Genomic DNA, 22812 nt, shown 5'->3' on the forward strand with positions numbered 1-22812 from the left:
ATATGCAACAGTTTCTGGTTTCCGGCGGCGCCACCTTAAAAGGCGACGTCGTTATTTCCGGCGCTAAAAATGCCGCTTTACCTATTTTATTCGCCACTATTCTGGCTGAGCAGCCGTCTGTACTGAGCAATGTGCCTGTACTGAAAGACATTGATACCACCTTTAAACTGTTGCGTTTGTTTGGCGCTGAAGTATCCAGTGAAGGCCACCAGGTCATAGTGGACGCGACAGCCATCCATAATCAAGTGGCGCCTTATGAGCTGGTGAAAACCATGCGTGCTTCTATTCTGGCCTTAGGCCCATTACTGGCTCGTTTTGGCCACGCTGAAGTGTCTCTGCCTGGTGGTTGTGCCATTGGTGCCCGCCCGGTCAACCTGCATATTGACGGCCTGAAGAAAATGGGCGCCGACATTGTGGTTGAAAATGGCTATATCAAAGCCAAAGCCAGCCGATTGCAAGGTGCCCATATTGTGATGGATATGGTCAGTGTGACAGGTACTGAAAACCTGATGATGGCGGCCGTACTGGCGGATGGCGTGACTGTGATTGATAACGCAGCCCGCGAGCCTGAAATCGTCGATTTAGCTAAGTACCTGAGCGCCATGGGCGCGCAGATTGAAGGCGCAGGCACTGACAGCATTCGGATCACTGGCAAAGCCAAGCTGCTGGGTGCTGCCCATACCGTATTACCGGACCGCATTGAAACGGGTACTTTCCTGGTGGCTGCAGCTGTGACCGGCGGAGATGTCACCTGCCGCAACACAGACCCGACAGAACTGGAAGTGGTGCTGGAAAAACTGCGCGAAGCCGGTGCCGAAGTCACAACAGGTGCGGACTGGATCCGTCTGAATATGACAGGCCGGGTGTTAAAGTCAGTCAATATCAAAACAGTACCTCACCCTGGTTTCCCTACTGACATGCAGGCGCAGTTTACTGTGCTGAACGTGGTGGCTGAAGGCGTAGGTCTGGTGACAGAAACCATTTTCGAAAATCGCTTTATGCATGTGCCGGAACTGCAACGTATGGGCGCAGACATTCAGCTGGAAGGCAACACCGCCTTAGTGAAGCACAGTGCCAGCCTGACCGGTGCTCAGGTGATGGCAACAGATTTACGTGCATCAGCCAGTCTGGTGATTGCTGGTCTGGTGGCTCAGGGCCAAACCGTGGTGGATCGCATTTACCATATTGATCGTGGTTATGAGCAGATTGAACACAAGCTGCGTGGTTTAGGTGCGCAGATTGAGCGTATTAATGGCTGAACCTAAGGGTTAGCTCGACAAAAAACGGCAAGTGTAGTCACTTGCCGTTTTCTTTTTCACTGCAGCTAAAAGGATCAATTGCTGCCGCTGTCGCAGTTGAACCCGGCGATATCCAGCCGTTTTTCGTGCTCACCTTCATAGTCCTTATGCTGGATAAGTAATTCATCACCTTGCTGCTGAAAGGTAAATTCACCCAGCCAGTCGAGCGTTTCGATGGGTTGTAATCTGTAAAACCCGAAATCATCCCGGCAGATCAAACTGAAATGATGGTAGGACTTTGCCATCGCCCCCGCGTCTGCGGTGTAAACATGAATGGTGCCGCTTTCCCGGAATAAATCTGCTTTTGTACCGAAGATTAAATAAGACAGACAGACCAGGCTCAGCAGCAAGGCGTGGCAGAGGCCGATACAATAGGGGGCCATGTGCAGGTAAGACAAAGGGGATCGAAACCCGGTCCGATAGATCAGTATCGTGCCAGCAATAGTCAGCAGCATTTTTATCGGCACCAGAAAAGTGCTGATTTGGTACATCAGTTTAGGGCTATGCCAGGTCAGACTAAAGGTATTTCCCAGCCAAAGTGTTTCTGCCAAAGGCAGCAGGATCAGGCTATAGCCGAGTAACAACCTGCGGTTCATCAGATATCCATATCTTCATTGTGAATGCTGTCGTGTTAATTCAGTTCCTGAATCACCACAGGGATGGTCAGGTTCTGCCCCTGGCGGTCCACCAGCATATTCAGTGTGGTATTGGGCGCGGTTTCGGCAATGATGTCGAGCGCATGGTGCACACTGGACAGCTGAACGCCGTTTATCTGGCGCAGGATGTCGCCTGTTTTCATGCCGGCAATAGCGGCAGGGCTCAGCGGTTCGATGCCGGTGATACGCACACCATACAGAGTTTGTGCGGTTGATATCAGTGGCTCGCCGGCCTGGTTCACCACAGGGTCACCACTGACGCCCAAATAACCACGGATCACCCGGCCATGCTGGATAAGTTTTTGCAGCACACTGTTGGCCAGTTTGTAAGGCACGGCAAAGAAAATGCCCTGAATATCCTGATTACGCTGGCGCTGAAAGGCGGCCGTATTAATGCCCACCAATGTGCCGTTGCTGTTGATCAGCGCACCGCCTGAGTTGCCGGCGTTGATAGCGGCATCCATTTGCATAAAGTCGGCATAGCCGTTGGCAGGGCTCAGACCTGCACGGCCTGTCGCACTAATTACACCTTGAGTAATTGCCTGACCGAGGTTAAACGGGTTGCCGATAGCCAGCACCACATCGCCTACCTGAGGGTCAATACTGGCATCTTGTGGGATCACCGGTAAATTATTGGCCTCGACATAAAGTACCGCTAAGTCGGTCAGCTGGTCCTGGCCTATCAACACCGCATCAAAGACCCGACCATCCTGCAGGGCAACAGAAATCTGATCGGCACCATAGACCACATGATAATTGGTCAGGATATAACCCTGAGCATTCATAATCACGCCGGAGCCCAGTTCCTGCCGCTGGATGGTGCGATTCTGGTACGAGCGAGGGTCTGTTGAGGTGGCTTTGGTATAGACATTCACCACAGCTGGCGCAGCAGAACGAACGGCCCGGGCATAAGACACCGGTTCCGCTTTGGTTTGCACGCTGGAATTGGACAGAAATGATGCGTTACTGAAAAAAAACAGCCAGACCATGGCTGCTGCAAGACCGTAAGCAATACTGCGCAACAGACTGAGTAAAAATTTGGGCACGGAGATTCAATAAAAAGTGAATAGTGTCAAAAGCATAACACTAAAAGTTTGGTTGCAGTAGCAAGCCACAGGCTTGCTACTGCAAAATAGTTAACGAATAAGGATATATAAGATCCGATTGCCGCGTTGAATTTGTAGCGCCGTAGTGCCAGAGGCTTTGCTCAGCAGTTCTTTCAGCTGCTTGGTGTTGGCCACTTTAACACGGCTGACTCCAATGATCTGGTCGCCTTTTTCCAGGCCAATCATGGCTGCTGGTGAACGGTTAGCCACATCTTCAACCAGCACACTGTCATCGCCATCTTTCAGCGTGGCGCCTTCCAGCATCGGGTGCAGTGTCTTGGCTTCGGCCACAGTTTCTTCACGGGCCTGCAGTTTGGCGGTCAGCGTCAGCTCTTTGTCTTCGCGCAAAATGCCCAGTTTAATTTCTTTACCTACGCCCAAAGTGGCGACTTTGGCTTGCAGTTCGGTAAAGGACTCAATGCGTTTGCCGTTTAAGTGGGTGATCACGTCACCACTCTTCAGGCCGGCTTTTTCGGCGGCCGAACCCGGCACCACTTCCTGCACAAAACCACCTTTGTTTGCTTTCACATTCATCGACTTGGCGATTTCAGTGTTCAGGTCACGGCCGCTGACGCCTAAAGCACCGCGACGGACTTCGCCAAACTCGACAAACTGCGCCACCAGGTTTTTCATCATATTGGCCGGAATGGCAAAGCCAATGCCGATGTTGCCACCGTTCGGGCCCAGAATGGCGGTGTTAATGCCAATCAGCTCACCTTTCAGGTTGACCAGGGCGCCGCCTGAGTTACCGCTGTTAATGGCGGCGTCGGTCTGAATAAAATCTTCGTAACCTTCAATACCCAGGCCACTGCGGCCAAGTGCACTGACAATACCTGAGGTGACGGTCTGGCCTAAGCCAAAGGGGTTACCAATGGCTACGGTGAAGTCGCCGACACGTAAGGCGTCGGAATCGGCCAGTTCTACCTGAGTCAGACCGTCGGCTTCAATTTGCAGCAGCGCAATATCGCTTTCTGGGTCTTCACCAATTTTCTTGGCTTTAAAAGAACGGCCGTCTTTTAAAGTAACCTCAATTTCATCTGCTTCATTAATGACGTGATGGTTGGTGACTACGTAACCTTTTTTCGCGTCAATAATCACGCCTGAGCCTAAACCTCGGAAAGGCTGCTCCTGACGTAATTCGCCACGACCAAAGAATTGTTCAAGGCCACCCGGCAAGCGGGCTTTGACTTCGCGGCTGCCCGCGACCGAGATATTGACAACTGCAGGAGTGACTTGCTCCAGCATAGGAGCAAGGCTCGGCATTTCCTGCGAGTCTGAACCAAAAAACGGAATTTTTGCCTCGGCTGGCGCAACCGGCGCCAGCACTAAGGTTGCCAGAATAGCTGCGGTTAAAACAGAAAACTGCGACTTCATAAGAGGTAATGCTCCTTACAGGGACGACGCCACTAAGAATGCGTTACCAGTCAAAAAGTTCAATTGTCTGAAGCAGTGCGCTCGGTGTGTGATCGCATCAGGCCACTGGCATCGGCAGAATAGTCCAGCGGCTGATGTGAAGCTTGATCGTTCACCTTGCGACGCTCATCCAGTTTGTGAATTGACTGGCGGATTTGGGCCGCGGTGTCGCCAGCAAAATAGTTGACGTCACTACGGGGTTCAAAACCTGGCCGTTCAATTAACTGCATTTTGGTTTGCGCCATATGACGGGCGATTTTGTCATAGTGTTCATGCAACTGATTCATTAGTTGATGTGTGGTATCAATATGCTCGGTCACATCAGCACGATACTGCTGTAACTGTTGTTTGGTTTCGTTCAGTTCCAGCTGCAGTTTGTTCTGATTAAACTGGCGCATACAGTAAAACCGGGTTGCCACTATGCCAACCACCAAACCTGCGATTAACCAGGCCAAGGCAAAAGTAACAGTCATATCCACTCCTGATAAAAAAGCTCATTCCACAGCAGTTTAACCCAACTTCACCCACGAAGTGGTAAGTCGAGCTGCTACTGATGGCACTTTTTTCTGTGAAACAAAAGTCTGAGCTCTCTCCCTGAGTGGCTGCCATGTTACTATTGCCGACATTATTTAAGGCTGACGCAGTAATTTTTCAATCCGTTGTATGAGCACTCCATTACAAAAATATCAGCAGGATCTGACCCGGGACGATTTCCAGTTTGATGCAGCCCAGCAACATGCAGTGAACCAGCTGCAGCGGTTGTTTGATGATTTTGTTGGCCGCACTCCGGCCAAAGCCAGCTTATGGCAGAAACTGACCGGCAAAGGCGCGGGGCAGCAACCCCTAAAAGGTTTGTATTTCTGGGGTGGGGTCGGCCGGGGGAAAACCTATCTGGTGGATACCTTCTACGAGTGCCTGCCGACACAACGCAAATTACGTATTCACTTTCACCGTTTTATGCACAAGGTGCATGACGAGCTGAAAACCCTCGGTGGTGTCGCCGACCCGCTGAAAGTGGTCGCAGACCGCTTTAAAGCAGAAACCGACATTTTGTGTTTTGACGAGTTTTTCGTCTCTGATATTACCGACGCGATGATTCTGGGTACCCTGATGCAGGAATTGTTTGCCCGTGGCATTACGCTGGTGGCGACGTCGAACATTGAACCCGACGGTTTGTACCGTAATGGTCTGCAACGCGCCCGCTTCCTGCCGGCTATTGCGTTAATAAAGCAGCATACCGAGATAGTAAATGTGGACAGTGGGATCGATTACCGGCTGCGTACACTGGAACAAGCCGAAATTTACCATTCACCGCTGGATGAAAAAGCCGAAGCCAACCTGCATTGTTACTTTGACGCTTTGTCTGTCGAGCCGCGTCAAACTGATGTCAGTATCGAAATTGCCGGGCGTCAGTTGAAAAGCCGCAAAGAAGCCGACGGCATTATCTGGTTTGAGTTCAGTGAGCTCTGTGAAACAGCGCGCAGTCAGTACGACTATATGGAGCTGAGCAAGCTGTACCATACGGTATTGCTGGCCAACGTAACCCAGATGGGACAAAGCAAAGATGATGTAGCACGCCGCTTTATTGCGCTGGTGGACGAGTTTTACGAGCGTCACGTGAAGCTGATTATCTCTGCAGCCATTCCGATGGAGCAGCTCTATACCGAAGGCATTTTGTCTTTTGAGTTCAAACGTTGTCTTAGCCGGCTGCAGGAGATGCAGTCGCGTGACTACCTGGCGCGTGAACATTTGCCGTAATTTTTCGGCAAGTGGCTGTTTTTTGTTAATTCCTCCTGTATAATCCCGCGCCGGCCCACGTTACAGCCTGAAATCTGCCTTAGCCAGGCAGTGTTGTACTCGAAGGGGTACGTTCAAGCGATCCGGTGAAGGCCGGATTATAGGTGTAACAGCTTTATTTAATTGGGTAGTTTTTGATGAAAACTTTTACTGCTAAACCAGAAAGCGTACAACGCGACTGGTACGTTGTTGATGCTTCAGGTAAAACCCTGGGTCGTCTGGCAACAGAAATCGCCGCTCGCCTGCGTGGCAAGCATAAGCCAGAATACACTCCTCACGTTGACACCGGCGATTACATCGTTGTTGTAAATGCTGAGAAAGTGGCTGTTACTGGCAAAAAAGCACAAGACAAAATGTACTACTCTCACAGTGGTTTCCCAGGTGGTATCAAAGAAATCAACTTTGAAAAATTAATCGCCAAGAAACCGGAGATGGTACTGGAAGCTGCTATCAAAGGCATGCTGCCAAAAGGCCCACTGGGTCGTGCTATGTTCCGTAAACTGAAAGTGTATGCAGGCGCCGAGCATCAACATGCTGCTCAGCAACCGCAAGTATTAGACATCTAACGGGAGCAGAACATGGCAACTAATCAATATTACGGTACTGGTCGTCGTAAGACCTCTACAGCTCGCGTATTCATCAAAGCTGGTTCAGGTAACATCGTTATCAACCAACGCTCTATCACTGAATACTTCGGTCGTGAAACTGCTCGTATGGTTGTAATGCAGCCATTAGAGCTGGTGGATATGGTTGGTAAATTTGACCTGTACGTCACTGTTAAAGGTGGTGGTATCTCTGGTCAAGCCGGCGCTATCCGTCACGGTATCACCCGTGCGCTGATGGAATTCGACGAATCTCTGCGCCCAGCTCTGCGTAAAGCCGGCTTCGTTACACGTGACGCTCGTCAGGTTGAACGTAAGAAAATCGGTCTGCACAAAGCGCGTAAGCGTCCACAGTACTCAAAACGTTAATTCGTTTTATGTCTGTCAAAACCCGGCTTTATGCCGGGTTTTTTTATGTCTCTAAGAATCAACTGTGACCATATGGTTCTGATATTTTTACTGCCGGCTGTTCGCAGGCTGAACGAACAAAGTTTGCGGACAGACCTGTCAATTCCCTCTGAATCTGCTAAGTTTTTCGACAAAGTTTGAGCCAGCATCGTTGTCAGTTTTAATATTTTGTGAAAGCCCTATTTAATAGCGAATCGGCAGGGGGCATTCGTCGAAAAAATGCGGCTCAACCGCAATTGAATTGGGCTTAATCCTTGTGTAAAGCAGGGGTTTTCTTTATGATCCGCCGTATTTTTCAACTTATAATAATTGCTGAAATTCAGCCGCTTAAAAAAACAACATTTAAGCGTTTAACGTGGAGATGAGTGGATGAGCAATGCGCCTGTAGACCATGGTCGCCGCCGCTTTCTGACCATTGCGACCTCAGTGGTTGGTGGGGTCGGTGCGGTTGGAGCTGCTGTTCCCTTTTTAGCATCCTGGAATCCGAGTGAACGAGCTAAACAAGCAGGCGCCGCGGTGACTGCTGACATTAGCAAACTCGAAGACGGGCAGCTGATCCGGGTAGAGTGGCGAGGCAAGCCTGTGTGGATCGTGAAGCGGACCCCAGCCATGCTGGAAAGTCTGACCCAAGCAGAACCTAAACTGCGTGACCCGGGTTCTGAAGAGCCACAACAACCAGACTATGCCAAGAACCAACACAGATCGAAAAAACCAGAAATTTTCGTTGCTGTGGGGATCTGTACTCACTTAGGTTGTTCTCCAACGTACCGTATGGACGATTTCGCCGCTCAGGTTGAAGGCATCCCTTCAGGTTTCTTCTGTCCATGTCACGGTTCAACCTACGATATGGCTGGCCGGGTGTTCTCTGGTGTTCCAGCACCGAAAAACCTGATGATCCCACCTTATATGTTCGTCGACGACACCACCATTCTGATTGGTGCAGATGAGGGGACCGCCTGATGTTTAAAAACCTGATGAGCTGGATTGAATACCGCATGCCGTTTATGGAGAAGATGAATCTCCATGTGATGCAGTACCCGGCACCAAAAAACTTTAACTTCTGGTACTTCTTTGGTTCCTTAGCCATGTTAGTACTGGTGAACCAGATCCTGACCGGTATCTGGTTAACCATGAACTTTGTTCCTACCTCAGAAGGCGCTTTTGCTTCTGTCGAATACATCATGCGTGATGTCGATTACGGCTGGTTATTGCGCTATATGCACTCCACCGGCGCCTCGGCGTTTTTCGTGGTGGTCTATCTGCACATGTTCCGCGGCATGATGTATGGCTCTTATCAGAAGCCACGTGAGCTGCTGTGGATCTTCGGTATGTTGATCTTCTTAGTGCTGATGGCAGAAGCTTTTATGGGTTACCTGCTGCCTTGGGGCCAGATGTCGTTTTGGGGTGCTCAGGTAATTATCTCTATCTTCGGTGTTATTCCGGGCATTGGTGATGACTTAACTCTGTGGATCCGTGGTGACTATGTAATCTCCGGTGCTACGCTGAACCGTTTCTTCGCACTGCACGTGATTGCCTTACCTCTGGTGCTGGTGATTCTGGTGTTCCTGCACATCATTGCGCTGCACGAAGTGGGTTCAAACAACCCGGACGGTATCGACGTGAAACGTGCTAATGACGGCACCACCTATGCTGACAACGTGTCAGACAAGTTCAAATTCCATGAGTATTTCACCAAAGGCGGTAAGAAAATTATCGTTGATGCGATCCCATTCCACCCTTACTACACAGTGAAAGACATTGTGGGCGTGGTTGGTTTCCTGCTGGTGTTCTGCTGGGTGATTTTCTTTGTACCAGAAGGCGGCGGTTTCTTCCTGGAACCACCAAACTTTGAACCTGCAAACCCAATGAAGACCCCTGAGCACATTGCGCCAGTGTGGTACTTCACGCCGTTCTACGCCATCTTACGTGCGGTTCCGGACCAACTGTTCGGTGCCATTGCGATGTTCGTCGCCATTATTTTACTGGCGCTGTTACCTTGGCTGGATCGTTGCCCGGTACGTTCAGTACGTTACCGCAGCACTTTCCATAAACTGAACCTGGTGAACTTTGTGATCAGCTTCGTTGCGCTGGGCGTGCTGGGTGTGTTGCCTGCAACACCAACCTATACACTGTTTGCGCAAATTTTCTCGCTGACTTACTTCGCCTACTTCGGCCTGTTATGGTTCTACAGCAAAAACGAAAAAACCAAGCCGCTGCCAGTGAGGTTATCATAATGATCAAGAAGTTATTGACTGTGGTGGCGCTGGTTGCTTCCGGCGCCGTAATGGCCGCTGGTGGTCATGCAGTTCACCTGGACAAAGCGCCGGTAAACCTGCACGACCAGGAGTCGCTGCAACGTGGTGCCCGTTTGTTCCAGAACTACTGTCTGGGCTGTCACCAAATGCAGTACCAGCGTTACTCACGGACTTTCCGTGATCTGGGTATCCCGGAAGACGTGGGTATGGAAACTCTGGCTTTCGGTGCCGAAAAAGTGGGTGAGCATATCACCAACGCTGCACCGAAAGCCGATCAAGCCAGATGGTTTGGCGCAGCGCCACCAGATCTGACCAACGTGGCCCGTGTACGCGGTCCTGACTGGATTTACACTTACCTGCGTTCATTCTATGTGGACCCAAGCCGTCCATTTGGCGTGAACAACAAAGTGTTCCCAATGGTGGGTATGCCACACGTACTGCAAGAGCTGCAGGGTATTCCTTATGAAGCCACTGAAACCCGTCTGGTCGATGGTGTTCCGGTTGAAGTTCATGTCGGTATCAAAACCGACGGTTCAGGTGAGCTGAGCACGGAAGAATACGACCGCGCCGTAGGCGACCTGGTGAACTACCTGGAGTATGCCGGTGAGCCGTCCAAGCTGGAATCTCACAGCTTAGGTATTAAGGTCATGATCTTCTTAGTGATCTTCTTTATCTTCGCCTTCTTGCTGAAGAAGGAATACTGGCGCGACGTGCACTGAGTGCACACGCCACGCCGATAAAGGGGCCTGTTGGCCCCTTTGTATTTTGGCCCTCTGGTGCTGCATTCAAGTCGTCATCAGGGGAAAACACAGACCCAAGTCAGTTGAAGTAGTGCAGCGACGACGGGTACGAGCCGGAGGAAAAAATGAGTCAAACCGCCAACAGACGTACTGGCATGACCTTATTTTCGGACAAAGATGAGCTATACAGCCACATAGTACGCATTGTGCTGGCCGAAAAAGGTGTGGCCCATGACCTGGTGTTAGTGAAACCAGAGCAAGTCCCGGAAGACGTATACGAAGTGAACCCTTATGGCAGCCTGCCCACTTTAATTGACCGTGAGCTGTCGGTATTTAAAGCGCCTATTATCAATGAATACCTGGATGAGCGTTTTCCTCACCCGCCGCTGATGCCGGTGTACCCGGTGGCCCGAGCCAATACCCGTCTGATGATGCACCGCATTGAGCAGGACTGGTTTAGCCTGGCGAAAAAAATTCTGAGCCACAGTGATGATGCTGCTGTCGCCCGCCGCGACCTGCGCGAAGGTTTATTGGCAATGGCGCCGCTGTTTCAGGAAAACACCTTTTTCCTCAGCGACGAATTCAGTCTGGTCGATTGTTATCTGGCCGCATTATTGTGGCGTCTACCGGCTATGGGGATTGAATTGTCCGGAGCTGGCAGTAAAGCTCTGAACCTGTATATGGGGCGCATTTTTGAGCGCGATGGTTTTCAGCAGTCTCTGACCAGCGCTGAGCGCGAGATCAGAAGAGGGTAATTGCATGGACATGACCTCCAACAAACCTTATTTAGTGCGTGCTTTTTACGACTGGATTGTCGATAACAACCTGACGCCTTACCTGGTGGTCAACGCCACAGTGCGCGGGGTAAAAGTGCCCCAGCAGCATGTGCAGAACGGCCAGATTGTATTGAATATTAACCCGTCTGCCATTGGCAACCTGCAAATGGGCAACGACTTCATCAGCTTTAATGCCCGCTTTGGTGGTCAACCTTTCGCACTGTCGGTGCCTGTCAAAGCCGTGTTGGCTATTTATGCCCGCGAAAACGGTGCCGGTACCATGTTTGAAGCCGAGCTGGACGAAGAAGAAATTGACGTGGACCTGGAGCTGGACGACGACCTTCCGGAGCCGTCAGAACCAACTCCACCGGCCGCTAAAAAAGTCTCTCACTTAAAAGTGATCAAATAAGTCACCTCAGATAAGCCAGGCGGGCATTCGCCCGCTGGTCTCTTTAATCCCCGTCAGTTCAGCTCAGACGCCACCTGCCAGAAAGCGCGCAACAGTGGCTCGTGCAAGCGTTTCGACAAGACGCATAAGCCCAAATCAAAGGGTTCAAACTCATTCTGTTGGCTGATAAAACGCACCCTGTCTTTGGCCGGGCTTTGCAGCGCCACAATAGAAGGGGCCAGCGCGACACCTGTACCCAATGCCACCATACTGACCATGGCTTCGTGGCCTTCTACTTTGGCGACTATTTTCGGCTCAATACCCCGGGGTTTACGCCAGTGTTCAAAACGGTCGCGCAGCGGGCCGTGCTCGGGCAAAATCAGCGGCACCTGGTCCCAGGGCACCGGGTTTTGGCTGAGTAAGTCATTGGCTTTACAAGGGATCACCGGGGCTATCAGCTGCAGCTGCACCTTGGCAATGCTGCGAAACGCCATATTCATTGGCAAATGTTCGGGGTAGACTGCCAGCGCAATATCAGCTTCATCCTGTTTTACTTTGTCCAGCGCCTGGCCGGCGTCGCCGGTGATCAGCTTAATTTCGGCCAAAGGGCAAACCAGCCGGAATTTATCCAGAATGGCAGGCAGGTGGCTGAAGCTGGCGGTGACGGTACAAAACAGCCGGATTTCGCCGGTCAGATTTGCACTGTTTTGGTTCAGGTCCAGCTGCAGCTGATGCCACTGCTCCAGGTAGCTTTTGACAAAACCCTGCAGCCGGATACCGGCGGCGGTTAACCGCACCGACCTGTTGTCGCGGATAAACAACTCGACATTCAGCTCCTGCTCAAGCCGCTGAATAGTGCGGCTTAAGGTGGATGGGCTGACATACATCTGCTCACTGGTGCGGGCAAAGTTCAGGCTGCTGGCCAAATGCAGAAACAACTGGGCGGTGCGGATATCCATTCTGTGTTGCATAAAATGAAATACTGTATTGTGAATATATCACTTCACGCAATGAATGCACTGTTTTATTCTCAGTCGCATCAAAACAGTGCGTAGTGTCAGCCACTGTTACGCCGAGCCAAAGGGCCGGCCCAAAGAATTTGTGAGACCTGTATGAGCAATTATTTCAACACCTTAAATCTGCGTCAGCAGTTAAAGCAGTTAGGCAAATGCCGTTTTATGGCCAAAGAAGAGTTTGCCAATGGTTGTCAGCTGTTAAAAGGCTGGAAAGTTGTGATTGTAGGTTGTGGTGCTCAGGGCCTGAACCAAGGCTTGAACATGCGCGACTCTGGCCTGGATATCAGCTACGCACTGCGTGCCGAAGCCATTGCCGAGAAACGCAAGTCATTCCAGAGCGCGTCATCCAATGGTTTTAAAGTAGGTACCTACGAAGAGTTAATTCCAACGGCCGACCTGGTGTTAAACCTGACACCGGACAAGCAGCATACCTCAGTAGTTAGCGCCATTATGCCGCTGATGAAACAAGGGGCAACGCTGGCGTATTCGCACGGTTTCAACATTGTTGAAGAAGGCACGCAAATTCGTAAAGACATCACAGTAGTGATGGTAGCGCCTAAGTGCCCCGGCACTGAAGTACGTGAAGAATACAAACGTGGTTTTGGTGTGCCAACGCTGATTGCAGTGCACCCGGAAAACGACCCGAAAGGCCAGGGTTTAGAAATTGCCAAGGCGTATGCCTCAGCAACAGGCGGTGACCGTGCCGGTGTACTGGAATCGTCTTTTGTAGCGGAAGTGAAATCGGACTTAATGGGCGAACAAACTATTCTGTGCGGCATGTTGCAAACTGGTTCTATCCTGGCGTACGACAAAATGGTGGCCGAGGGTATTGAACCAGGTTACGCCGCTAAGCTGATCCAGTTTGGCTGGGAAACCACCACAGAAGCGCTGAAGCACGGCGGCATCACGCATATGATGGACCGTCTGTCGAACCCAGCCAAGATCAAAGCTTTTGATCTGGCAGAAGAGTTAAAAGTGAAGATGCGCCCGCTGTTTGAAAAACATATGGACGACATCATCAGCGGTGAGTTCTCCCGCACCATGATGGCCGACTGGGCCAATGACGACAAAAACCTGCTGGGCTGGCGTGAAGAAACCCGCCAATCCGGTTTTGAAAGCGCGCCTGTGTCCGACGAGCAAATTGCTGAGCAAGACTACTTTGACCGCGGCATTCTGTTTGTTGCCATGGTAAAAGCTGGTGTAGAGCTGGCGTTCGAAACCATGGTGGCGGCTGGCATCATTGAAGAATCAGCCTATTACGAGTCGCTGCATGAGACGCCGCTGATTGCAAATACCATTGCCCGTAAGCGCCTGTACGAGATGAACGTGGTGATTTCGGACACTGCTGAATACGGTAACTACCTGTTCAGCAATGCTGCAGTACCGCTGCTGCGCGATTTTGTGAACCAGCTGAGCACTGAGTATGTAGGTAAAGGTTTAAGTTCCGCCGCCACCGGCGTGGACAATATCCGCCTGATTGCGGTGAACGAAGCGATTCGTCAGCACCCGGTAGAGCAGGTGGGTAAAAAGTTACGGGGCTACATGACCGCAATGAAAAAGATTGTGGGTTAGTAGCGAGGCTCCCTAAGCCTCATCCCCAGGTACCGAGTTTTTACGTGGACCTTGGTTGTTTGCCCGGCTTTGCCGGGCTTTTTTTTGCCTGATCGCGGCAAGTCCCGATTTTCTTATTCTTGTCATAGTTTTTTGTCTAAACGGCTCACTTCCGACGTACTTTAATGATCGCTAGGTTGTGTGCTCATTTTTTCTTAATGCAAACGGCAAGATTGTTTAGCAAAGCCTTCGCCTTTGGCGAGGCACTTTCTTTTGTCTCGCCAAAAGAAAGTACCCAAAGAAAAAGCGACCCCAGGTCGCAGCGAAATCCCGGCTCAAAATCGTGCGCCCAAGGCGGCTGGGCAACTCGCTCGTCGCTACCGCTCCTCACTCAAACACTCCCAGCCTTAAAACCTTGGCCTCCCAATTTTGCCCGGCTCGCGCCCTAATGGGGAATTGGTGCCGGTAGTTGACGCAATTTTGTCTGGATATTCGTAAAGAGCGTACAGTAGACATGTCGAAGTATTGCCAAGCGAGGGACTTGTTAGGTTTATTTATTGTAATTAGCCCGGCAGGTAAATTGTATGACCAACATAGATGTCGACCTAAGAAAAAATCTACTTTAACATACTAAGAATAAAAGGGTTTAGTATTGATAGGGCGAATTTTTATATGCAAATAGCTTATTTAATCGGAAACGGTTTTGATATCGCCCTTGGGTTAAAAACCAGATATTCAGACTTTTATGATTATTACATCACTGTAGAATCGGATAGCGCTTTAGTTAATAGATTTAAGACTGATCTTGCCAAAGGCATGCAGGAAGCCGATAAGTGGTCAGATTTTGAGTTGGCTCTTGGCTCGTACCTAGAAAATCTATCTGATAACAAAGAGTTTGATGAGCTCACAGGAGATATTCGCTCTCAATTGTCTACTTACCTTAAAAGTATTCAAAATGATTTCAGTTCCGAATCAAATTTAAAAGAGTCCCGTCACATTTTTTTAGAGCATTTATTCCGGCCGGAGGAACAATTAAGAGGAAGGAGTAAAGAAAATTTACGTCAGTTTTATAGTTCTATTAACAAAAGACCTATCTACTACAATGTGATTAATTTTAACTACACGAATACTATAGAACAAATACTTGGTGTTACTAGATTTTCAAATGAATATATAAATATGAATCACAAAGTAAATGTTGGGAACTCAGAGCGGGTATTGAATGCACTTTATCATGTTCATGGAACTGTATTTGAAGATATGGTGCTTGGTGTTAATGATGATGAACAAATCAATAATTTGAATTTTCGAGAGAATCGAGATATCAGAAGCGAATTTATTAAGGCTGAATGCAATCTTGCGCAAGATCACGGGGTGGAACTGAAATGCATTAACTTAATTAAAGTCGCTGATATTATATGCATTTTTGGTTCATCACTGGGTAAGACAGATCAGATTTGGTGGGATTTAGTAGCAGAACAAGTTCGTAACAGAAACTGTAGGCTTGTTGTTTTTGACTATCAACAGGATTATTCTCCACTTATTTCATCTCGCAGGACGCGGTTTAAACGAGAGGTTATGTATAAAATATTCGGTGATAATCAACCGAATGATTTGTCGGATAAAGTGTTGTTCGATATCAATAGTGGCTTGTTTAAATGGGGTCGCTCTTGAAAAATTAATACGGGATATATAGAAAGCAAGTATCTTTGTATTTTCAGAACCCAAGTATATTTTAGGGTGAAAGGTCACCTCTGTAACGTCCGCTTTTGACAAAAGCGGTTGTTCGCTGAACTGAACCAACTAATTCAATAATTCCCCATTAGGGTGCGAGCCGGACAAAATTGGGGGGCCAAGGTTTTAAGGCTGGGAGTGTTTGAGTGAGGAACGGTAGTGACGAGCGAGTTGCCCAGCCGCCTTGGACGCACGATTTTGGGCCGGGATTTCGCGGCGACCTGGGGTCGCTTTTCTTTGGATACTTTCTTTTGTCGAGACAAAAGAAAGTATCTCGCCAAAGGCGAAAGCTTTTAGTAATAACCAAGTTATTGAAAGCAGATGAAAATGATTCAGCAAAAGCTATTCAGGCTTAGCTTTGTCGTGCTCAGCTAAGCCTGGCAACAGACCTAAACCCCCGGCGCATCCGCCACTGAATCCCGTTCCACCAAATGCGGAATAAACAAATGGGTGCGGTGGTGGCTGGCGTCGGGGTGTTCACCCAGTTCAATAGCCAGTTTGGTGGCGTAGCTGGCCATTTCCTCTACCGGGTAATGCACTGTGGTCAGGCGGGGGCGGCAGACGCGGCTGACAATCAAATCGTCAAAACCAATCACCGACACGTCTTCCGGCACCCGCAGGCCGGCTTCGAATAAGGCGTGAATGGCGCCTATCGCCATATTGTCGTTGTAGGCCAGCAGCGCAGTGAATTTTACGCCTTTAGCCAGCAGCGCTTTTACCGCTTGTTCGCCACCTTCAAGGTTGGCGGTGGATTCCTCAATCGCCGCTTCAGGCAGCGGCACGTTGGCTGTCTTTAACGCCTCGCGAATGCCCTGCAACCGGAAGCCCGGGTCGCCGTTCTGGTAAATACTGGTGATCACGGCAAACTTTTTGTGGCCGCGTTTAAGCAGGTAGTCGGTGGCGTGTTTAGCGCCGGTTTGATTGTCCAGCCAGACGCAGCGGTTGGAAATAGCCGGTATGTAGCGGTTAATCAGCACCAGGCCAGGAATTTCTTCCGCCAGTTTTAATAAGGTTTTTTCGTCGGAATATTCGCTGTGCAAAATAATAGAGCGGCAGTTATGGTCGCGCAGCGATTCAATGGCTTCCAGCTCCGATTTGGTCTCATACAAAGAGTTGCTCATCAGGCATTTGTAGTTGTTTTCCCGTGCGCCTTTTTCCACACCACTGGCTAAGCTGCCAAAAAATGGCATCGATATTTTGGGCGTCACCACGCCCAGAGTATTGGTGGTTTTGCTGACCAGAGCGCGGGCATTGCTGTTGGGTCTGTAGCCCAGCTCGGCAATCACTTTTTTTACCCGGGCCCGGCAGGCTTCACCCACCTGGCCGCCGTCATGGATCACCCGCGATACTGTGGCAATGGATACGCCGGCAACTTTGGCTACGTCTTTGATTGTGACCATAAAATTCTTATTCAGCTCCTGCTGTTTCTGTTCCGATAGTACCAGTTTGCTGCTGCTGACGTAACTGCAGCTGCTCGCGGTTTTTCCTGCATTGGGTGGCGTCCAGTTGGTAGTGACGCAGCAGCCACAACGACAGCAAAGCAAAGAGCACAGTGCCGCCAGATAAAATGGCCCGCATCCAGTCCAGCGCGCTTTGTGGCTGGGCGGCACCTAAGTGGGCGTCAAAGTGGATCAGGTTCAGGCAAAGCCCGGTAGCCAGTAAGGCCAGTGCGGCACTGAAGTGGGTGACCCAACCATGCACAGCAGCAAAAGCGCCGTCACGGCGCTGACCATGCTGAAGCTCGTCCTGGTCGGACAAATCCACAATCATCGATGGGATCAGCATGGTCATGGCGGTCCAGCTGGCGGTGCATAGCAGCGCATCCAGCCATAACCAGTTTACGCCTGCTGGCGTGTAGACAAACCACTTGGCGATACCGCCCGCCAGCGTGAGCCAATACACCCAGAGCAGAGCCCGTTTTTTCCCCACTCGCCTGGCCAGGCTGGCCAGCAGCGGAATGGATAAAATGCCACTGGCGGCGTAGGCCATCGACAGCCAGCCTTTGAGTACAGCACCTTGCTCAATGGAGCCAGCGCTGACTGCATACACCAGCAGGTAATAATCCAGGCTGGCGACCGCAGCTCCACCGGCCATTTGCAGTAGCGTCAGGCCTAACAGCACCTTCAAGCCGGTATTGCCGGACAATGTTTTCAGGCTGGTCAGCAGCGGTGGGCGAGGCGCAGCTACGGCGCTGACGCGAACTTTTTCTGTGCAGCCGACCGCCGCAACTGTGCCAAGTGCGCCCAGCAATACAATGCCAACGCCCCAACCCACCACCTGAATGCCAAAAAACACCGAGCCAAACAGGCTGAGCTGTGCCAGCGGGAATAGCCATTGGTATAACAAGGACCCCAGTTTCAGAAAGTAACTGGTAAAGCCCATAATTTCAGTACGCTGGTGGTAGTCCGGGCTCATTTCATAAGCCAGGCAGGTCATTGGTACGGCCACCAGAGTGGCACAGACATAAAAACACAAAGACCAGAACACGAAATACAGCAGCTGCGCCCAGTCGGCCCAACCGGCCGGTACCAGCCAAATCAGGCCAAAGCTGATGCAGCTGGCCCAGGACCCGAGCAAAATAAAGGGCTTACGCCGGCCAAAGCGGCTCTGGCTGTGGTCAGACAAATGGCCCACCCAAGGGCCCAATAAGCTGCCGAGTAACAGCGGCAAAGTGAGCGCCAGTGCCAGCAGAAAAGGGTCCAGCCCCAGGGTCATCTGGTAATAAGGAATCGCCAGCACCGCCACCGACTGACTGGCAAAAAAGGTGGATAAAAAACCAAAACCCAATGCCAGCTTAGGGCCTGTAGGCAACGCAGTCGGGGCTGAAGTTGGGGTCATAAGTTGCGGGTTCTGGCTTTGAAGCAAAGCCGATTATAGGCCGGGCTGAATTTCTTCAGCAACCGGCCTTTTTGGGCTTAACGCTTCAGCAGACTGACTTCTGCTAACTCCACGCCTTGCCAGCCGCTCTGGCCGCTTTGTCGCAGCAACTGCAGTTGCAGGCCTTGCAGTTGGTTCAGCTGCAATGGCTGGCTGCTCTGCGCTGCTGGTAACAACGGCGACGAGAAGGTTGGGTAGGCTTGCGGTAGCAAGGTATCCACTGATTTCAGCTGACTCAGCGGGATCAACACCTGCTGCCAGCCTGCTTTTACGGCAAACTCAGCGCCATGGGCTAAGCCGTCGGCATCCAACAGTGCCAGGCGTAGCTGCTGTGGCTGATAGCTGCGCAGTTTTACCGACAGGCTGTTGTAGCCCTGCAGGGCAAAGCGGTCCAGCTTCAGGTTGGGGCTTAAGGTGGTTTTTAGCAGCGGCACCGCGTCGGTGGCTTGTGCTTTGATATCGGCAATACCCAGCTGCAGTGCCATACCTTCAGAGGTGGTCAGCCATTTAGGTATCACAGTGGCTTGTTGTGGGTACTGGCTGGCGCTCTGGTCCAGCGCGGCGCTGAACAGCCGCACCGGTAAACCAGCTTCGACCAGGCGGGTTTGCCAGTAGGCTTGGGTCTGCACAAAGTCCCAGTCTTGCGGGCTGCCCTGGGCATTACCCGGGAAGCTCTGCTGCTTGCCATTTTCTGTCACCACCAGTGCATACTCCAGCACACCAGGGCGGTTAAATTGCTCTGTGGTGTTTAATTCCAGCTGGTAATCGCCGCTAAAGCCGCTGCTGGCGCTGTGCAATGGCAACGCCGTGAACTGCTGATCACCCTGATAACGCACCAACAGCTCCACTTTTTCTGGCGCTTTGCTGCTGCCTAGCCGTAAGCTCAGCGGCAACCCTTGTTTCAGCGCCGCTTCACGCACGCTGTGGTGTTCCACTTCCAGGTTGCTGGTTTTGCTTTCAGGCAGTAAATAGGTGTTGTCGACAGCTGCGCTGTTCAACTGGTCGGTGGTTTTCGCCAGCAGGTACACCCCAGGCTGGATCTGCACTGTGCCCGCTTTCGCCTGCTGTTTGCTGCTGTTGCCTGCATTGATGGCTTTGAGCTGATAGCTTTGGCCTAAATCCGGCAATTGCACTGTGATACTTCGGCTGGCGCTGTACAGGCGGCGCGCTTCACGGCGCAGGCTGGAATTCTGGTACGGGTCCTGTAATTCCAGCACGTCCGGGTACAGTTCTAACCGCCACAGGCCGTCTTGCTGTTTATCGAGGAAATAAGCGCCATTGCCCTGATACTGCACCAAAGCCGACGAGCCCACACCGGCAATCTGCTTCAATTGGCGGATGTTTTTGGCGCTGGCGTCCGTGCTGTTGCTGTACAGCAACTGGCTGTCACTTTGCAGCAGCGCGACGTCCGCCTGTGGGTCCAGAGTCACATGGCCGGCTTTATTACTGGCCGGATACGCGGCAGGTTGCTGCAGCCGTGGCCATTGGCGGAACTGCTCGGCAGCAATCATCAGGCTGATGGCTTTGGACGGCGTGTACAGCAGGTTCAGGTAGTGGGTGTTGTATTCCGAATTGGTATGCGCCGCGTAGGCAGCGTCATAGGCAAACTGCGTGGCCCATTGCATACCCGCAGTGCGGAAGCTGCGGGCCATCGCCGGATACATAGTACTGGCGGCGACATCGGCGGCGTCAAATTCATACACCATTTTGGCTTTGTTCTGACAGGCAGCAATGTCTGCAAAGGGGTTGTAGTAAGCCGCCACTGCGCTGAGCATATTGCCGTTAATAGCACTGTATTTCAGAAGACCCGTTGGGTACCACTGAAACGCCACACCATCGATTGAGGTTTCACAAAGTGCTTTGGCAAAGTCTGGCTGGTTGCCCTGTTCGCTGGTGTTGTAAAACAGCGGCTTGGTGACGCCGGCTTGACGCACCACATCAATCAGCCCCTGAATATAAGCCGCACTTTGGGCTGGAGCCTGGCCATGTTTGGGCTCGTTAAACAGCTCAAAGGCAATAATGTTCGGGTCTTGTGCATAGGTTTTGCCGGTGAGCGGATTCTGGTGTGCCATCAACTGGGCCAGATAACGGTGTTGCGCCGCAATGGCTTTCGGCACTTCGTTCATCTGGTTTTTGCTGTAGTGGCGGGCAAAGCCGGTTTCCACCGGGTCGGGCTCCGGATAGCCGCTGCCCCACCAGGCAATGGGCGTAATGATCACTTTGATCTGGTGCTTTTCCAGCTCGGCCAGCAAATAGTCGAACAGCTCCAGGTGCTCATTTTGCAGCAGGTTGCCTTCATCATCGGCCAGCTCGCGGTCCCATAAATGCACGCGGTAAGCGTCCAGCCCCAATCGGGCCATATGAGCCACATCCATCCGGATCGCCGCTTTGTGGTCCACGCCGAGGCGCTTCAGTGAGCGGTAACCATAAGCAAAAGGTGCGCTGTAGTTGACGCCAAATAACGCCACTTCTGAGCCGTCAGCCCAGTGCATCACGCCGTTGTCGACCTTGACTGGCCCTGTTGGGGCCGCAGTTGGGGTAGCTACGGCGGTTGCACTGGCAAAAGCCAGTGCTGTGAGCAGCAGGGAAGGGCGCCAGGCTGTAGTTTTCCGTTGTTTCATACTTACCACCAGGTTGCGTATAAGGCCACCAGCACCAGGCAGACGGCAATGGACGCCCAGTTAAAACTGGCACGCGTGTCGAATTTAATATCGGCAAGCTCAACGGCTTTGCCGCTGGTATCTTCCGGTTTCAGCAGGCTGACCAGTATGGCCAGGCCCAGACAGCAGAGGAACACCAGGCCGACCCGGTCCATAAATGGCAGTGTTGGCAGATTAAACTTAAACAGCAGCGACAGTGCCGCTGAGCCCACTGCCGCCACCAGGGCCGCTGTGGCGGTCATTTTGCGCCAGAACATCCCGAGCAGGAATAACACCACGATACCCGGGGTAAAGAAACCGGTGAATTCCTGAATATACTGGAACGCCTGCTCAAATTTGCCTAACAGCGGTTCAGCGGTCAGCAGTGCCAGCACCAGTGCCAGCAGGCTCACTACCCGGCCGACCAGTACGTACTGCTTCTGGCTTTGGTTGGGTTTGAGCTGGGCGTAAATATCCATGGTGAAAATGGTGGCGACGCTGTTGGTCATGGAGGCCAGACTGGACAGAATGGCGGCCACCAGGGCGGCAAAGATCAGGCCTTTGACACCGGACGGCATCAGGCTCATCAGTTGCGGGTAGGCCTGGTCTGGTTTGCTCAGCTCTGGCAGGATCAGCACGGCGGCAATACCAGGCAGCACTACAATAATGGGCATTAACAGCTTCAGGAAGGCGGCAAACACAATGCCTTTTTGCGCTTCAGGCAGGTCTTTTGCTGCCAGGGTGCGCTGAATAATGTATTGGTTAAAACCAAAGTACGACAGGTTCATCACCCACAGGCCACCGACCAGCACTGAGATGCCCGGCAGGCTGACATAATGCGGGTTGTCTGGTGTAAGGATCATATCGAATTTGTCCGGCGCTTCGGCAAAAAGGCGGTCTAAACCAGCCAGCACACCAGCACCGTCGCCCAGTTGTTGCAGTGCTAAGGTCGACAGGAACAAACCACCAGCTACCAGCAGCACCACCTGAATAATGTCGGTGTAGGCCACGGCTTTTAAGCCACCGTACAACGAATAGGCCACCGACAGCAGCGCTAAAATCAGCATGCTGGCAGTTAAATCCAGTCCGGTCATGGTGTTAATGGCCAGTGCGCCTAACCACAGCACAGCGGTCAGGTTAACAAACACATAGACACCCAACCAGAACAGCGCCAGCGTGGTGCGCACGCGGTTATCAAAGCGCTGCTGCAGAAACTGCGGCATGGTGTAGATTTTGCGTTTGAGGAAAATAGGCAGGAAGTATTTACCGACAATAATCAACGTCAGCGCGCCCATCCATTCGTAGGACGCAATACCCAAACCTATGGCGTAACCTGAGCCTGACATACCGATGATCTGTTCGGCGGAGATGTTGGCGGCAATTAACGAGGCGCCAATGGCCCACCAGGGCAGGCTGTTGCCCGCCAGGAAATAATCGTTGGTGTCTTTCTGGTGATTGCCGTCGTCGCGGGAAATCCACCAGGCTAAAACCAGCAGGCCAATCACATAGATGACCAGAATGCTGAGATCCAAGTTACTTAACATAAGTTATACCCT

Annotated in this window: 20 protein-coding genes; 11 read left to right on the forward strand and 9 right to left on the reverse strand. The window is 51.5% G+C overall.

The window, feature by feature from the left end; all coding sequences use genetic code 11:
- The first annotated feature begins 2 nt into the window (after positions 1 to 2).
- The gene (gene murA, locus ACFO3I_RS09855; RefSeq protein ID WP_377333802.1) at positions 3 to 1259 is read left to right on the forward strand and encodes a UDP-N-acetylglucosamine 1-carboxyvinyltransferase; all 1257 of its coding nucleotides are present in this window, start codon (positions 3 to 5) and stop codon (positions 1257 to 1259) included.
- Between the two features lie 74 nt (positions 1260 to 1333).
- Here the strand turns inward: murA and ACFO3I_RS09860 are convergent, their stop codons facing one another.
- The 4 genes from ACFO3I_RS09860 to ACFO3I_RS09875 all read right to left on the reverse strand — a co-directional run bounded on the left by ACFO3I_RS09860 (position 1334) and on the right by ACFO3I_RS09875 (position 4946).
- Positions 1334 to 1894, reverse strand: coding sequence for a hypothetical protein (locus tag ACFO3I_RS09860; protein ID WP_377333804.1), 561 nt, complete (start codon positions 1892 to 1894; stop codon positions 1334 to 1336).
- 35 nt (positions 1895 to 1929) lie between these two features.
- The gene (degS, locus tag ACFO3I_RS09865; protein ID WP_377333805.1) at positions 1930 to 3000 is read right to left on the reverse strand and encodes an outer membrane-stress sensor serine endopeptidase DegS; all 1071 of its coding nucleotides are present in this window, start codon (positions 2998 to 3000) and stop codon (positions 1930 to 1932) included.
- A gap of 90 nt (positions 3001 to 3090) precedes the next feature.
- Positions 3091 to 4434: a Do family serine endopeptidase gene (locus ACFO3I_RS09870; RefSeq protein WP_377333808.1), complete on the reverse strand. Its 1344-nt coding sequence runs from the start codon at positions 4432 to 4434 to the stop codon at positions 3091 to 3093.
- 59 nt (positions 4435 to 4493) lie between these two features.
- Positions 4494 to 4946, reverse strand: coding sequence for a Z-ring associated ZapG family protein (locus tag ACFO3I_RS09875; protein WP_377333810.1), 453 nt, complete (start codon positions 4944 to 4946; stop codon positions 4494 to 4496).
- Between the two features lie 190 nt (positions 4947 to 5136).
- On the opposite strand from ACFO3I_RS09875, the gene zapE reads away from it, so the two are divergent.
- From zapE to ACFO3I_RS09915, 8 genes are all read left to right on the forward strand, one after another.
- A complete protein-coding gene (zapE, locus tag ACFO3I_RS09880; protein WP_377333812.1) occupies positions 5137 to 6231 on the forward strand; it encodes a cell division protein ZapE in 1095 nt (364 codons plus the stop codon).
- A gap of 176 nt (positions 6232 to 6407) precedes the next feature.
- Entirely contained in the window at positions 6408 to 6836 is a 429-nt protein-coding gene (gene rplM, locus ACFO3I_RS09885) for a 50S ribosomal protein L13 (RefSeq protein WP_337842842.1), read from the forward strand.
- Positions 6837 to 6848: 12 nt separating this feature from the next.
- On the forward strand, positions 6849 to 7241 hold the full coding sequence (gene rpsI / locus ACFO3I_RS09890; RefSeq protein WP_337842843.1) for a 30S ribosomal protein S9: 393 nt from the start codon (positions 6849 to 6851) through the stop codon (positions 7239 to 7241).
- A gap of 408 nt (positions 7242 to 7649) precedes the next feature.
- Positions 7650 to 8240 (forward strand): ubiquinol-cytochrome c reductase iron-sulfur subunit, encoded by a 591-nt coding sequence (gene petA / locus ACFO3I_RS09895; protein ID WP_377333814.1) that lies wholly within the window; start codon positions 7650 to 7652, stop codon positions 8238 to 8240.
- On the forward strand, positions 8240 to 9514 hold the full coding sequence (locus ACFO3I_RS09900) for a cytochrome b (RefSeq protein WP_377333816.1): 1275 nt from the start codon (positions 8240 to 8242) through the stop codon (positions 9512 to 9514). The genes petA and ACFO3I_RS09900 overlap by 1 nt, the downstream gene beginning before the upstream one ends.
- On the forward strand, positions 9514 to 10254 hold the full coding sequence (locus ACFO3I_RS09905) for a cytochrome c1 (protein WP_377333818.1): 741 nt from the start codon (positions 9514 to 9516) through the stop codon (positions 10252 to 10254). The genes ACFO3I_RS09900 and ACFO3I_RS09905 overlap by 1 nt, the downstream gene beginning before the upstream one ends.
- 146 nt (positions 10255 to 10400) lie before the next feature.
- Positions 10401 to 11030 (forward strand): stringent starvation protein SspA, encoded by a 630-nt coding sequence (gene sspA / locus ACFO3I_RS09910; protein ID WP_377333820.1) that lies wholly within the window; start codon positions 10401 to 10403, stop codon positions 11028 to 11030.
- A gap of 4 nt (positions 11031 to 11034) precedes the next feature.
- Positions 11035 to 11460, forward strand: coding sequence for a ClpXP protease specificity-enhancing factor (locus tag ACFO3I_RS09915; protein ID WP_377333822.1), 426 nt, complete (start codon positions 11035 to 11037; stop codon positions 11458 to 11460).
- Between the two features lie 53 nt (positions 11461 to 11513).
- On the opposite strand, the gene ilvY is transcribed toward ACFO3I_RS09915, so the two are convergent.
- Positions 11514 to 12410 carry an HTH-type transcriptional activator IlvY gene (ilvY, locus tag ACFO3I_RS09920; protein WP_377333824.1) on the reverse strand — a complete coding sequence of 299 codons (897 nt, stop codon included), beginning with the start codon at positions 12408 to 12410 and terminating at the stop codon, positions 11514 to 11516.
- 141 nt (positions 12411 to 12551) lie between these two features.
- Between ilvY and ilvC the strand changes: the two genes are divergently transcribed.
- Positions 12552 to 14027, forward strand: coding sequence for a ketol-acid reductoisomerase (gene ilvC / locus ACFO3I_RS09925; protein WP_377333826.1), 1476 nt, complete (start codon positions 12552 to 12554; stop codon positions 14025 to 14027).
- Positions 14028 to 14678: 651 nt separating this feature from the next.
- Positions 14679 to 15680, forward strand: a complete 1002-nt coding sequence (locus ACFO3I_RS09930) for a bacteriophage abortive infection AbiH family protein (RefSeq protein ID WP_377333828.1) — start codon at positions 14679 to 14681, stop codon at positions 15678 to 15680.
- 449 nt (positions 15681 to 16129) lie between these two features.
- Here the strand turns inward: ACFO3I_RS09930 and ACFO3I_RS09935 are convergent, their stop codons facing one another.
- From ACFO3I_RS09935 to ACFO3I_RS09950, 4 genes are all read right to left on the reverse strand, one after another.
- Complete coding sequence (locus ACFO3I_RS09935; RefSeq protein WP_377333829.1) at positions 16130 to 17140, reverse strand: LacI family DNA-binding transcriptional regulator; 1011 nt, start codon at positions 17138 to 17140, stop codon at positions 16130 to 16132.
- A 7-nt stretch (positions 17141 to 17147) separates the two neighbouring features.
- Positions 17148 to 18578, reverse strand: a complete 1431-nt coding sequence (locus ACFO3I_RS09940; protein WP_377333831.1) for an MFS transporter — start codon at positions 18576 to 18578, stop codon at positions 17148 to 17150.
- Positions 18579 to 18655: 77 nt separating this feature from the next.
- The gene (locus ACFO3I_RS09945) at positions 18656 to 21238 is read right to left on the reverse strand and encodes a glycoside hydrolase 5 family protein (protein WP_377333833.1); all 2583 of its coding nucleotides are present in this window, start codon (positions 21236 to 21238) and stop codon (positions 18656 to 18658) included.
- Between the two features lie 2 nt (positions 21239 to 21240).
- On the reverse strand, positions 21241 to 22800 hold the full coding sequence (locus ACFO3I_RS09950; protein ID WP_377333835.1) for a sodium/sugar symporter: 1560 nt from the start codon (positions 22798 to 22800) through the stop codon (positions 21241 to 21243).
- Positions 22801 to 22812: the final 12 nt, after the last annotated feature.

The organism is Rheinheimera marina (genome assembly GCF_042654345.1).
Lineage (GTDB): Bacteria > Pseudomonadota > Gammaproteobacteria > Enterobacterales > Alteromonadaceae > Pararheinheimera > Pararheinheimera marina.